11 protein-coding genes and 1 tRNA gene are annotated in these 12,621 nt (G+C 66.7%); 3 read left to right on the top strand and 9 right to left on the bottom strand.

Annotated features, from left to right (window positions below):
- Positions 1-101 precede the first annotated feature (101 nt).
- From ABIA70_RS08695 to ABIA70_RS08675, 5 genes are all read right to left on the bottom strand, one after another.
- Positions 102-174, bottom strand: a tRNA-Asn gene (locus ABIA70_RS08695).
- An 81-nt stretch (positions 175-255) separates the two neighbouring features.
- The gene (gene dnaG / locus ABIA70_RS08690) at positions 256-2,172 is read right to left on the bottom strand and encodes a DNA primase (protein WP_354147184.1); all 1,917 of its coding nucleotides are present in this window, start codon (positions 2,170-2,172) and stop codon (positions 256-258) included.
- A 16-nt stretch (positions 2,173-2,188) separates the two neighbouring features.
- Positions 2,189-3,478, bottom strand: a complete 1,290-nt coding sequence (locus ABIA70_RS08685) for a deoxyguanosinetriphosphate triphosphohydrolase (protein ID WP_354147183.1) — start codon at positions 3,476-3,478, stop codon at positions 2,189-2,191.
- Positions 3,471-4,649 carry a tRNA dihydrouridine synthase DusB gene (gene dusB / locus ABIA70_RS08680; protein ID WP_354147182.1) on the bottom strand — a complete coding sequence of 393 codons (1,179 nt, stop codon included), beginning with the start codon at positions 4,647-4,649 and terminating at the stop codon, positions 3,471-3,473. Before dusB ends, ABIA70_RS08685 begins: the two co-directional genes overlap by 8 nt.
- A gap of 77 nt (positions 4,650-4,726) precedes the next feature.
- The gene (locus tag ABIA70_RS08675) at positions 4,727-6,244 is read right to left on the bottom strand and encodes a YibE/F family protein (protein ID WP_354147181.1); all 1,518 of its coding nucleotides are present in this window, start codon (positions 6,242-6,244) and stop codon (positions 4,727-4,729) included.
- An 83-nt stretch (positions 6,245-6,327) separates the two neighbouring features.
- Here ABIA70_RS08675 and ABIA70_RS08670 point away from each other — a divergent pair, with 83 nt between their 5' ends.
- Entirely contained in the window at positions 6,328-7,080 is a 753-nt protein-coding gene (locus tag ABIA70_RS08670; RefSeq protein WP_354147180.1) for an alpha/beta hydrolase, read from the top strand.
- On the top strand, positions 7,077-7,877 hold the full coding sequence (locus ABIA70_RS08665; protein WP_354147179.1) for a DUF1295 domain-containing protein: 801 nt from the start codon (positions 7,077-7,079) through the stop codon (positions 7,875-7,877). The genes ABIA70_RS08670 and ABIA70_RS08665 overlap by 4 nt, the downstream gene beginning before the upstream one ends.
- Before the next feature lie 100 nt (positions 7,878-7,977).
- Here the strand turns inward: ABIA70_RS08665 and ABIA70_RS08660 are convergent, their stop codons facing one another.
- From ABIA70_RS08660 to ABIA70_RS08650, 3 genes are all read right to left on the bottom strand, one after another.
- On the bottom strand, positions 7,978-9,015 hold the full coding sequence (locus ABIA70_RS08660) for a GNAT family N-acetyltransferase (RefSeq protein WP_354147178.1): 1,038 nt from the start codon (positions 9,013-9,015) through the stop codon (positions 7,978-7,980).
- Positions 9,016-9,017: 2 nt separating this feature from the next.
- Complete coding sequence (locus ABIA70_RS08655) at positions 9,018-10,403, bottom strand: glycine--tRNA ligase (protein ID WP_354147177.1); 1,386 nt, start codon at positions 10,401-10,403, stop codon at positions 9,018-9,020.
- A 140-nt stretch (positions 10,404-10,543) separates the two neighbouring features.
- Positions 10,544-11,548: a DMT family transporter gene (locus tag ABIA70_RS08650; protein WP_354147176.1), complete on the bottom strand. Its 1,005-nt coding sequence runs from the start codon at positions 11,546-11,548 to the stop codon at positions 10,544-10,546.
- 32 nt (positions 11,549-11,580) lie between these two features.
- Here ABIA70_RS08650 and ABIA70_RS08645 point away from each other — a divergent pair, with 32 nt between their 5' ends.
- Complete coding sequence (locus ABIA70_RS08645; protein ID WP_354147175.1) at positions 11,581-11,817, top strand: RNA-binding S4 domain-containing protein; 237 nt, start codon at positions 11,581-11,583, stop codon at positions 11,815-11,817.
- Between the two features lie 112 nt (positions 11,818-11,929).
- On the opposite strand, the gene ABIA70_RS08640 is transcribed toward ABIA70_RS08645, so the two are convergent.
- Positions 11,930-12,580, bottom strand: coding sequence for an alpha/beta hydrolase (locus tag ABIA70_RS08640; protein WP_354147174.1), 651 nt, complete (start codon positions 12,578-12,580; stop codon positions 11,930-11,932).
- Positions 12,581-12,621: the final 41 nt, after the last annotated feature.

Genomic DNA, 12,621 nt, shown 5'->3' with positions numbered 1-12,621 from the left:
AGGATTCGCGGGTATGGGAAATCGGCGCGGGCAGCCGCACCCATACCTCCCCCGGGTATAGAAAAATCCCCGTTCCGGAGGCCCGGAACGGGGATTGTGCGCTCCTCCTGCTGGACTTGAACCAGCAACCCTTCGATTAACAGTCGAATGCTCTGCCAATTGAGCTAAGGAGGAATGAAGCGGGTATCAGCCTAGCAAACACCCCGCGGGAAATTGAAATCGGGCAACGGAACAGGGAAGGGCAGCGGCAACAGCCTAGGCATCCGAGCGCAGGGCCCGGCGCTCCATTTCCAGCATCATCAGTTCCCGGTTGAGCCGCTGGAAGTCCTCGGGATGGGCTGCAGCGTCCAGCCGCTGCAGCTGTCCCATCTTGTCCGCCTTCACCCTGGTGATCTGCAGCTCGAAAAGCCGCGAGAGGATGTCCTTGCAGTACTTCTGGACCGCCTCAGCGGTGCTCGCCGGCAACGGCACCACGGCAAGCTCGGAAACCAGCGGGCGGAGCGGTTCCGGGACTTCGTGCATGATCTGCTCAACCCAGCGCAACGGCTCACCGATCAGCTCCGGACCCGAGGCCCGCATCGCGTCGTGGACTGCCTGGAAGGCGGGCGTCACGAACCGCGCCGCCGAGAAGCGCTCCCAGATGCCGCCGCCCAGCAGGGCGGGCTCCTGCAGCGCCACTTCAAGCGCCTGCCGTTCCATGGACGCCACCGGGTCGCGGGGATCCGGGCGGTGGTAGGAAGGGACAGCGCCCGACGCCGGCCCCGAGGCGACGCCGGGTCCGCCCGGCTGCGGCACGGATGACGGACCTTGGGCACCTGAGGCGGCCGGCCGCCCCGGGTCACCCCGCTTCACTGCCGCACTGACCATGCCCAGCACTTCGTTCGGGTCACGCATACCCAGCCAGCCGGTCAGCGCCTGGCAGTAGCCCACGCGGGTTGAAGCATCGCGGATGGCAGCCACCACGGGCACGGACGCCTTGAGCCCCTGCACGCGGCCTTCCACCGTGTCCAGGTTGAACTGCTTGAGCGTGGTGCGGATGGCGAACTCAAAGAGCGGCCGGCGGGACTGCACCAGTGCGTGCACCGCCGCATCGCCTTTGCTCTGCCTCAGATCGCAGGGATCTGCCCCGGAGGGCTCCACCGCAACGTAGGTCTGGGCCGTAAAGCGCTGGTCCTCCTCGAAGGCACGCAGGGCGGCCTTCTGCCCGGCGGCGTCCCCGTCGAAGGTGAAGATGACCTCTCCCCCGGTGCCGTCGTCGGAAAGGAGGCGGCGGGCAATCTTGATGTGCTCGGTGCCGAACGCCGTGCCGCAGGTGGCCACCGCCGTCGGGATTCCGGCGAGGTGGCAGGCCATCACGTCTGTGTACCCTTCCACCACCACCAGTTGGCGGTCCTTGGCGATGCTCCGCTTGGCGAGGTCGATCCCGTAGAGCACCTGGGACTTCTTGTAGAGCGTGGTCTCGGGCGTGTTCAGGTACTTGGGGCCCTGATCGTCCTCGTAGAGCTTGCGGGCGCCGAACCCGATGGTGTCCCCCGCGATGTCGCGGATGGGCCAGATCAGGCGGCCGCGGAAGCGGTCGTAGATCCCCCTATTGCCTTCGGAAAACATTCCGGTGAGTTTGAGCTCGGCGTCCGTGAACCCGCGTCCGCGCAGGTGCTTCAGGAGTGCGTCCCAGCCCTGGGGGGCGTAGCCCACACCGAACTGTTCCGAAGCTGCGCGGTCAAAGCCGCGGTTGTAGAGGAAGTTGCGGCCCTCCGCTGCGCCGGGCGTGAGGAGCTGGGCGCGGAAGAACTCGTCGGCGATCTTGTGGGCATCCAGGAGGCGCTGGCGCCTGCCCACCTCTTCCCGGTTGGGGCCCGTTCCGCCGTCTTCGTAGCGCAACTCGTAGCCGATCCGCGCGGCCAGCTTTTCCACGGCTTCCTGGAAGGAGGTGTGGTCCTGCTTCTGGACGAAGGCGATGACATCACCGTCTTCGCCGCAGCCGAAGCAGTGGTACCGGCCCACCTGCGGGCGGACCGTGAACGACGGCGACCGCTCGTCGTGGAAAGGGCACAGGCCCTTGTACGTCCCCAGCCCGGCACCCTTGAGCGTGACGTAGCCGTCAACCACTTCCTTGATGTCCGTGCGCTGGCGTACTTCGTCTATGTCTTCACGTTTGATCAGGCCAGCCACAGAGCCATCCTAGCCCTCACCACAGCGATGGCAGGCTGCCCACCAGCCGTTCGTACATGGCCAGTGCGGAACCGTCGGTCAGCGAGGCAACCTGGTCGATCACCACGCGCAGCCGCGCTCCGTCGTCGGCCGCATCCCGCCAGTCCGCGGCGAACATGGGTTCCAGATGCCGGTCCCCGGTGGCGTTCAGGGCAGTCACCAGGGCGTGGAGCACTTCGCGCTGGCGTTCGTAGATGGGCTGCCGGTGCTCGGTGGTCATGACGAACGTGGTGGCAAGGCCCTTCATCACGGCGATCTCCATCACCGTCTCATCCGGCACCATCAGCTCTGCGTTGTAGCGGGTGAGGTTTTCCGGGCCGTAGAGGGCGCGGGTGGTCTCCAGCGCACTCTGGCAGAACCGGCCGATGAGTTGGCTTGTCATGTTCTTCAGCGCCGCCATGGACTTGCGGCTGCCGTCGGCCTCACGCACCCAGACATCGGTTGCCTCGAGCCGGCCAAGGGCAGCGTCGATGGCGGCAGGGTCGTTGTGCGGGAGGTACCACTGCTTCGCGTAGCCCACCACCCGGGCACGGTGGTCCGGGTTGTCCATCCAGCGCAGCTGGAAGTGGCCCGCCACGATCGCGTCCTCGACGTCGTGCACCGAGTAGGAGATGTCGTCGGCCAGGTCCATGACCTGGGCTTCCAGGCAGGACCGGCGGACCGGGGCGCCTTCGCGGAGCCAGTTGAAGATGGGCAGGTCGTCCTCGTAGGCGCCGAACTTGCTGGTGCGCTGCCCGTGGATCACCGGCGCTTCCAACGCGGACCAGGGGTACTTGGCGGCGGCGTCCAGGCTGGCCCGGGTCAGGTTCAGTCCTGCCGGGCTTCCGTCCGGAGCCAGGACCTTCGGTTCAAGCCGGGTGAGCAGCCGCAGGGTCTGGGCGTTGCCTTCAAAGCCGCCGATGGCGTGGGCCACTTCGTTCAGGGCCGATTCGCCGTTATGGCCGAACGGCGGGTGCCCGAGGTCATGGCTCAGGCAGGCGGTGTCTACCACGTCCGGGTCGCAGCCGAGGGCACGGCCCAGTTCCCGGCCCACCTGGGCAACCTCAAGGCTGTGGGTCAGGCGCGTACGGACGAAGTCGTCGGTGTCCGGCGCCACCACCTGTGTCTTGGCTCCCAGCCTGCGCAGCGCCGAGGAATGCAGCACCCGGGCGCGGTCGCGCTCAAAGTCGGAGCGGTAGGTGTTCTTGGGTGACTCTTCGACCCACCGGGCCGAGTCATGGGGCTCGTAGCCGGGCAGGACGGGCGCCGTGGTGCGTGTTTCAGCCACCGGAGACGTCCAGTTCGGCAGCGGAGATGTCCTTGGACTGGGCAGCATTCAGGGAACGGGACTCGAGCCAGTCCTTGGGCAGCGCCGGCTTCTTCGGCGATCCGGCCCGGCCGCGGGGGCCTTCGGCGTCCGCACCGGGGTACGGCGAATCCAGGTCCAGCTGGCCCAGGGTATCGCGGAGCTCTTCGAGGCTGGTCACAAGTGCCATCCGGGTCCGGAGTTCGCCGCCCACCACGTAGCCCTTGAAGTACCAGGCGATGTGCTTGCGGATTTCACGCAGGGCCTTGCCTTCGTCACCAAAGGTTTCCACCATGAGTTCGGCGTGCCGGTAAACGCTCTCGGCCACCTTGCGCAGGTCCGGCTTGTGCCGGATATCGCTTCCTTCGAAGGCGGCCATCAGGTCGCCGAAAAGCCACGGGCGCCCCTGGCAGCCGCGGCCCACCACCACGCCGTCCACCCCGGTCTGCCGGACCATGCGGACAGCATCCTCTGCAGACCAGATATCGCCGTTGCCCAGGACAGGGATGTCAGGGAGGGCCTCGCGGAGGCGGGCGATGGCGGTCCAGTCCGCCTCGCCAGAGTAGAACTGCGCCGCGGTCCGCCCGTGGAGCGCGACGGCGGCAACTCCGGAATCGCGCGCGATCCGGCCTGCGTCGAGGTAGGTCAGGTGGTCGTCGTCGATCCCCTTGCGCATCTTGATGGTGAGCGGGACGTTGCCCTTGGACGCCTCTTTGACTGCTGCCTGCACGATCGAGGTGAACAGGTCGATCTTCCAGGGCAGGGCGGAGCCGCCGCCCCGCCGCGTCACTTTGGGGACGGGGCAGCCGAAGTTCAGGTCGATATGGTCAGCCCTGTCCTCCTCCACCAGCATGCGCACTGCCTGGCCGACGGTGACCGGATCCACGCCGTACAGCTGGACCGAACGGACCTTTTCGTCGTCGTCGTGGGAGATGATGCGCAGGGACTCCGGAGTCCGCTCCACGAGGGCACGGGAGGTCACCATCTCTGCGACGTACATACCGCCGCCGTATTCACGGCACAGGCGGCGGAATGCGGAGTTGGTGATGCCGGCCATCGGAGCCAGGATCACGGGGGTATCCACCGTGATGGGGCCCAGCTTCAAAGGCGGGAGTTCCAGCTTGGGGGCGGGAGGCGTTGCTACAACAGTCACCCGTCCATTGTCTCAAAGGCTGACAAATCGGCCTGCCACCTGCCCGCAGAGACTGGCGTGGAGGCCAGCGGCGAGGGTCAGCCGCGGTCCGCCCGGCGTCCCCGTCGCGTCTCCGGAACCTCGTCCGCGGCACTGCGCGTCGCGACATCGGAACCGCGTGTAACGGCATCGGTCCTGCCTTCCGCCGTTGCCCGGCGGGAGCGGCTGCTGGCAGCCGCCGCTGCGAGCGCACCGGTATCGACGACGTCGTCCGGGTTGACCGGAGATGCGCCGGCGATGGTGCGGTGCTGACCGTCAGGGCCGCCGTCGGCCGTTCCCCCCGTCCGGATGCCTGTGGCCTTGACCACCAGCACCGCGATCAGGGTGGTCACGGGGATGGCGAGCACCAGGCCGATGGACCCAACGAGGGTCCGGATGACTTCCTCGGAAAGCTCGGCGCTGGTCAGGGTGTCGCCCAGCGGGCGGTCGTAGAGCATCACGATGATCAGGATGGGCAGCGCGGCGCCCGCGTAGGCGAAGGCGATGGTATAGACAGTGGAGGCGATGTGGTCCCGGCCGATCCGCATGGCGGAGGTGAAGAGTTTCCGTGCGCTGGTGCCGGGGGCGAGTTCGTAAAGTTCCCACACGGCCGAGGACTGGGTGATGGTGACGTCGTTCAGGACGCCCAGGCCAGAGATGATCAGGCCGCAGAGTATGACCCCGGAAATTGAGATGTTGGCCGAGGTGTTGATCAGCGTGGTGGCTTCATGGCTGCCTACCCCGGCGAGGTTGGCTGCGTCCGTGGCCCAGGCGGCCAGGAGAGCCGTGATGGCCAGGCCGAACATTGTGCCCAAGAGGGCAGTGGACGTCCGGGCCGAGAATCCGTGGGCAAAGTAGAGCACCCCGATCATGATCACCGTTGAACCGACCAGCGCCAGCAGCAGCGGCGGTTTGCCCTCCACCAGGCCGGGGAGCATAAAGCCGGCCAGGACGACATACGCGCCCACCAGGCCCACAAGGGCGCGGAATCCGCGCCAGCGTGCCACAGCAATCACCACGACGGCGTAGAGGATCGCCAGCAGCACGATGGGCAGGGTCCGGACGAAGTCAACGAAGATGAAGGCCGGAGAACCCTGCGACGCCGTGGCGCCCGGGGCGTTGGACAGGTTAAGGTACCTGATCTGGTCGCCGGGCTTTACGCCGTGGGATTGTGCCACCTCCGGGTTGATCACCACCTTGACGGGGCTGCCGCCCTGGTCCGGTTGGGTAAAGGCAAACATGCACTCGGAGCCCTTGGGTGCTGCCTGGCCTGCAGTTTCCGGCGGCACGGCGCTTTGCTGCAAGGTGCCCGTAGAGCCCTGCATGCAGCTTTCCTCCACGACACTCTGGATCTTCCCGGTGTCGAAGCTGACTCCGGGTGCAGCCGAATAGGGGCTGGCAAGGGTGATTCCCTCTTTGGATCCGGACGGCCAGAGCATCGCCATGGCAACGAGGGTCAGGAGCGCCAGCGGCACCAGCACGGCTGCCAGAATGCGGTTGGCTTTCCTTCGTGCGGCAATCGCTTCTGCTGTCGGCTCCGAATGACCTGTTGGAGCGTGGGAGTGACCGGACCCCATCAGCAGTTAATCCTCATACCTTGAACTCTACGTCCGGCACCATAGGGTTGATAAATGGGCAGCAGGAACCGGAAGGATGCAGCGTGACGAACGGCAGGACTGAGCAGTACGGCAATGTACCCGTCACCGGATCCGCGGCGAAACAGCAGGCGGTCCTTACTGTCCTGGAGGCAGCGGGGCCTACGAAGGGCATCGCACTGGTGCTGCACGGCGGAAAGTCGCACAGCTTCGAGCCGGTGGCGGCCCGGCAGCTCAGCCCGCTCCGGATGGTTCCCTTCGCCCGCCACCTGCACCGGGCCGGGAAGAACCACGGGCTGGCGGTGTGGTCGCTGAGAAACAGTGTCCGCGGCTGGAACGGCCAGGAAATGTCCGCGTTGAAGGACGCCCGCTGGGCCCTCCAACAGATCAGCATGCAGCATCCGGGACTGCCCGTGTACCTGGTTGGCCACTCCATGGGCGGGCTCACCGCAGTCTGCGCCGCCGACCATCCACAGGTGGAAGCCGTTGTGGCACTCGCGCCCTGGCTGAACCCGGGCACACCTGCGGCGAGGGTGGCAGGCCGCAAAGTCCTGATTGTCCACGGCACCGGGGACCGGATGACCAGTGCCGCAGAATCCCTGAAGTTCGCACGCCGCGCTGCTGAAGAGGCTGCCTCCATGCAGTACGTTTCGCTGAAGAATGCCGGGCACTTTATGTTGCGCCGCCTTCGGCTGTGGCACATCCTGTCCACCGGCTTCGTGATGAAGGCTTTTTCCGAGCGGACGGGATCCAGCCACCCGGCGTCACGGGCCCTGGATGAACTGCTCCCGGAATCGTGCGTTCAGGTGACCCTGTGAGCCCCTTTCCCTGGCAGGGCTTCGCGGCCTCTTTGCCCTGGGCAGCCCTGGCCGTTGTCATGGTGCTGGCCGTGACCTTTGCGGTGGCAGTCCGGCAGCGGCGGCACTCGGTGATGGACGTCGCGTGGGGGCCGGGATTTGTTGCGGTGGCCGCTGTGTCCTGGCTCCTGTCGGCAGGATCCGGTGATGACACCCGGCGGCTGCTGCTCCTGCTTCTGACCGCCGTCTGGGGGCTGCGCCTCGGAGCCCACATCGGCTGGCGGGCGCGCGACGGGCACGAGGACCCGCGCTACAAAAGCATGCTGGGCACGGCGCCGGGATCCCGGAACACCTACGCCCTCCGGCGGGTCTACCTGCCGCAGGGCGTGGTCATGTTCTTCGTCTCCCTGACCCTGCAGGTGGGCATGTTCGCCACCGGCCCGGTCGGCTGGGTGGCGCTCTTCGGCATCCTGCTGTGGATCACCGGGTTCGTGTTTGAAACCGTGGGCGACTGGCAGCTATCGCAGTTCAAGAACGATCCGTCCCGCCGCGGCACGGTGCTGAACACCGGCCTGTGGCGGTACACCCGGCACCCCAACTATTTCGGCGACGCCGCTGTCTGGACGGGCCTCTTCCTCATCGCCGCAGACTCCTGGCCTGGCATCCTCACCATCCTCTCCCCGGCCCTGATGGTCTGGACGCTGGCAGGGAAAACGGGCAAGCCGCTGACGGAAAAGGCGATGTCCGGCCGGCCCGGCTACAAGGAATACGTCGAGGCGACCTCCGGGTTTATCCCGTGGCCGCCCCGGCGCAGGTGAAACGCCCCGGCGCTTTCAACTGCATTGGGGGCACCGGTCCCCGCCTGGCACCGGTCCCTGCCGGTCGTCAGTCCCTGCCCGTCGCCAATCTTGCCTGGCGTCAGTCCGAGACAACCAGGGTTTCAGCTCCGGCCAGCCGCGCCCGGCCGCTGTCGAGCAGCGGCTCGACGGCGGCGCGCAGTGCCGTCATGGAATCGTCCAGTTCGAGCATGACGGGGTGCTGGTAGGCCAGGAGGGCCAGCAGGTCCCGGACCGCAGCTGCGGCGTCGTCGGCCGCAAGGGCGGGCTCGTGGCCCACGAATACATCCGTGGCCTGGGCCCCGGCGGCCTGGGCCGCTCCGGCCTCGGCCAGGGGGTCCTGCGCAGTCTCCGCGTAACTCACCGCGAACGCCCGGATCCTGCCCTTCCGGCTCGGTGCAACGCCGGCGCCGAAAGCGGACTCCGGCTCGGCCCGGAGCACGATCGCGCCGTGGGCGCCGGTGAGGTCGTCCAGGAACAGCTTCTGCACCTGACCCACGGACAGCACGCCGGGGGAATCCCAGCCATGGATGGAGGTGTAGTAACGCCCCACCACATCGGTCAGCTCCACCGAGCCGGTCGCGAGGTCCATGACGACGTCGGACCCGGCGTTTTCATCGTTCGCCGGCCGGCCGCCGTCGTTCTTTGAGGGGAACACCGGCAGCTTCAGGGCGCCGGGCTCCACCACCACCAGCCGCGAGCGCTGGATGGGCGAGAGTCCCGCGGCCTCGGCAAACGCGGCGCCGGGCGTTCCCGGCTGCACCTTCGCACGGAGCCTGGTGACGCCCGACGGCGACTGTTCGGCTTCGCGGCGCAGCATGGCCAGCAGCGCGGCGCCGATGCCCGCGCGGCGATGGTCCCGCGCCACCTCGATGTAGGCCCACAGGCGTTCCGGGTGCAGCGAGGCCTCGTAGACCACGCCGGCTGCCACCGGGATGCCGACGCCGCCGATGACGTCCTCTGCCACGATGGTGCGGCGCCACGGCGTTCCGTCCGTTCCAGCCGAGGAGACGGTGAGGGCACCGCGGAACTGCCGGGCCTGCTCCGTCTCCGGACCGCCCCAGATTTCCAGGAGCGTCAGGTCATCGCCATCGCGCCATTCGCGGTATTCGATGGCCATTCTCAGGCGCCGATCAGGCGGGCGGCCAGGTAGCCTTCCACCTTGTCCAGCGAGACGCGTTCCTGGCTCATGGTGTCGCGCTCGCGGATGGTGACTGCCTGGTCCTCGAGGGTGTCGAAGTCCACGGTGATGCAGAACGGCGTGCCGATCTCATCCTGGCGGCGGTAGCGGCGGCCGATCGCACCGGCGTCGTCGAAGTCGATGTTCCAGCTCTTGCGCAGCTGGGCGCCGAGGTCCTTGGCCTTCGGGGAGAGGTCCTCGTTGCGGCTCAGCGGCAGCACGGCGGCCTTGACGGGGGCGAGGCGCGGGTCCAGCCGCAGGACCGTCCGGACGTCGACGCCGCCCTTGGCGTTGGGTGCCTCGTCCTCGGTGTAGGCGTCCACCAGGAACGCCATGAAGGAACGGGTCAGCCCGGCGGCCGGCTCAATGACATAGGGGGTGTAGCGCTCGTTGGTGGCCTGGTTGAAGTAGCTCAGGTCCTGACCGGATGCCTTGGAGTGGGTGGAGAGGTCGAAGTCGGTGCGGTTGGCGATGCCTTCAAGCTCGCCCCACTCGGAGCCCTGGAAACCGAAGCGGTATTCGATGTCCGTGGTGCCCTTGGAGTAGTGGCTGAGCTTCTCCAGCGGGTGCTCGAAGAAGCGCAGGTTCTCCTCGCGGATGCCCAGGCCGGTGTACCAGGACATGCGCTCCTTCATCCAGTACTTGTGCCATTCCTCGTCAGTGCCGGGCTCGACGAAGAACTCCATCTCCATCTGCTCGAACTCACGGGTGCGGAAGATGAAGTTGCCGGGCGTGATCTCGTTCCGGAAGGACTTGCCGATCTGGCCGATGCCGAACGGCGGCTTCTTGCGGGACGTGGTGAGGACGTTGCTGAAGTTCACGAAAATGCCCTGGGCGGTTTCGGGGCGCAGGTAGTGCAGGCCTTCCTCACTTGCCACGGGGCCGAGGTAGGTCTTCAGCAGGCCGGAGAACTCGTGGGGTTCGGTCCATTGTCCGCGGGTGCCGCAGTTGGCGCAGGCAATGTCCTTCAGGCCGTTCTCGGCGGGGCGGCCCTTCTTTTCCTCGTATTCTTCCTCGAGGTGGTCGGCGCGGTAGCGCTTGTGGCAGGACAGGCACTCCACCAGCGGGTCGGAGAAGACGTCCACGTGGCCGGATGCTTCCCAGACCTGGCGCGGCAGGATGACGGAGGAGTCAAGGCCCACCACGTCCTCGCGGCCGCGGACCATGGACTGCCACCACTGGCGCTTGATGTTTTCCTTCAGCTCCGCACCAAGGGGCCCGTAATCCCAGGCAGAACGCGAACCACCGTAGATCTCACCGGCCTGGAACACAAAGCCCCGCCGTTTGGAGAGGGAAATGACCTGGTCGAGAACGGATTTAGGTGCCATGGGTGGAACTCCAATTTCTACAGGGCCGCTGGGTGCGGTCCGCGGTTTATCTGGCCCCGCTGCACGTGTGTGCATCACCGCAGGATGCGGGCGGGGCGGGCGAAGGAAACTAAGGTGCGGCGTCAGCCGCGTGTCCTAGCCTACCGGCCCAGCCTCCGTAAGGCGCCCCGGGGCCAGGGCAGGGTGGCCAGGATGATGGCGGCCAGGGTAAGCAGCGTGCCAAGGACTGTGGCGGGAGCAACCACTGCGCCCGGGGAGGGAACCAGCAGGTCCAGGCCGAGGGAACCGAGAAGCTGCCCTGCAATCATGCCCAGTCCGGTGACCAGCACCCCCAGGCTGCGGACCAGCAGCGCGCCCAGGCCGATGAAAAGGCAGCCCATGGGACCGCCAAGGTAATACCACCACTCGGCGGGCAGCGGGTTGCCCGGGCCGAACAGTGCCAGCTTGACGCCCCACGCAATCCACAGCACCACCATGCCTGCCACGAAGTTCACCAGCGTGGCGGCGATGGGTGTGCCGTAGTGCACCGTGGCGGTTCCGTTCATCGCCTGCTGGAAGCTCATGAGGAACCCTGCCAGGACCGGCAACAGCAGCGGGAGCAGCAGCGCCTCGGGACCGCTTCCCGTGCCGGCCGGACCGGCGGGTCCGCCGGCTCCGGCAAAGCGGGGCGAGACCGCCCAGGCGACCGCGGCGATGGTCAGGACGCAGCCAATCACCCGGATGGCGGTCACGGGCCTTTTGCCGGCGGGCCCGATGCCCAGCCGGTCCACCAGCAGTCCGCTGAGCGTCTGGCCCGTCACGGTGGCGACCGTAAAGAGCGCCACCCCCAGGAGTCCGACGGTGAAGGACTGCGCGAAGACAAACAAGGCGCCGATCCCGCCGGCGAGGACATACACGGGTGGAAACGCGCGGCTACGGACTGCGGGAATAACCCTGGCCAGGCCTGCGCGCCCCTTGGGCAGGACCAGTGAAATCAGGATCATCAGGACGAGGCCGATGCTGAAGCTGACCACCGCGGCGGCAATGCCGTCATCGAGGCGCCCTCCGAGGGCTCCGTTGATCCGGCCCTGGACGGGGATCGCCAAGCCCGCTCCGACGGCCAGCAGGAGCCCTGCCGGCAGTGGCAGTCGCGGGGTGAGGGTCATTGAAAGTACCTTACGTCAGGCATCATGGCTGTATGAGCAACCAGGACATTGAAGAGATCCCCATCCGTGACAGCATGATCCGCCTTGGCCAGCTCCTCAAGCTCGCCAATCTGGCGGAGGACGGCGTGGAAGCGGCTGAACTCATCAAGAACGGACTGGTAAAGGTCAACGGCGAGATCGACGACCGCCGCGGCCGGCAACTGCACAACGGCGACACTGTCACCGTCAACGCCCAGACCGTGAAGGTCGTTGCGCCGGAAGCTGACTGACCGCAGCGAAAACGGCCGGCGGCACTGAACCGCCGGCCGCCGTCGGGCGTTACCGGTTCAGCACCTTAGTTGTCCGGCAGCTTAGTTGTCCGGCCCCTTACTTATCCGGCACCTACTTGTTCAGCACCTCATGGGTCAGGAACTCGGACACATGCCCGATCTCCTGCTGGTTGATCCCGTGCCACATCCCGGTATAGAGCACCTTGGTCAGGTGGACGTGTTCGCGCACCCAGGCCATGGTGTAGTCGATTTTGTCCGGCGTGATCACCGGATCCTGCTGATCGCGGCCCCAGAACAAGGGCACGGTGCCGTCCAGTTCGCCGTCCCTGAAGCTCGGATCGCCGTCCGCGTTGACGACAAAGCCCGAAAGACCGACGACGGCGGCGTAGTCAGCGGGCCGCTGCCGGAGCAGTGTGGTGGCCATCGCCATTCCCATGGAAAAGCCCAGCAGCGTCACGGACGGGTGGTTGGCCTTGACGGTGTCGATCCAGTCCTGCACATAAGCCGCTGCCTTCTTGACTTCGTCCAGCGAGTATTCCACTGATGCCGTGAGCGGAAACCACATAAACCCCGGGCCCGTAGGCAGGGGCGCCCGGACGGAGGCCACAACAAATTCCGAAGGCAGCAGGTCCGCCAGGCTCAGGAGGTCCTGTTCATTGGCGCCGTAGCCGTGCAAGAGTACGAGAAGGGGCTTTCCGGCGCGCTGGTCCTCGGGCTTGGACCACAGAACAACAGGGGCAGGAAATACTTGGGCGTCAGTCATGGTTTCCATTCTTACAGCTACCGATCGGTAGCTGCCCACGG

It is taken from the genome of Arthrobacter sp. 754 (assembly GCF_040548695.1).
GTDB lineage: Bacteria > Actinomycetota > Actinomycetes > Actinomycetales > Micrococcaceae > Arthrobacter.
The sequence above is the reverse complement of the archived record's forward strand: the minus strand, read 5'-3'. Positions and strand labels throughout refer to the sequence as shown.

Excerpts from the sequence above, each read along its gene's own strand:
- ABIA70_RS08655 (WP_354147177.1), bottom strand. The coding sequence starts at position 10,403 with ATGGCACCTAAATCCGTTCTCGACCAGGTCATTTCCCTCTCCAAACGG.
- ABIA70_RS08675 (WP_354147181.1), bottom strand. The coding sequence starts at position 6,244 with ATGGGGTCCGGTCACTCCCACGCTCCAACAGGTCATTCGGAGCCGACA.
- ABIA70_RS08650 (WP_354147176.1), bottom strand. The coding sequence starts at position 11,548 with ATGACCCTCACCCCGCGACTGCCACTGCCGGCAGGGCTCCTGCTGGCC.
- ABIA70_RS08640 (WP_354147174.1), bottom strand. The coding sequence starts at position 12,580 with ATGACTGACGCCCAAGTATTTCCTGCCCCTGTTGTTCTGTGGTCCAAG.
- ABIA70_RS08645 (WP_354147175.1), top strand. The coding sequence starts at position 11,581 with ATGAGCAACCAGGACATTGAAGAGATCCCCATCCGTGACAGCATGATC.
- ABIA70_RS08660 (WP_354147178.1), bottom strand. The coding sequence starts at position 9,015 with ATGGCCATCGAATACCGCGAATGGCGCGATGGCGATGACCTGACGCTC.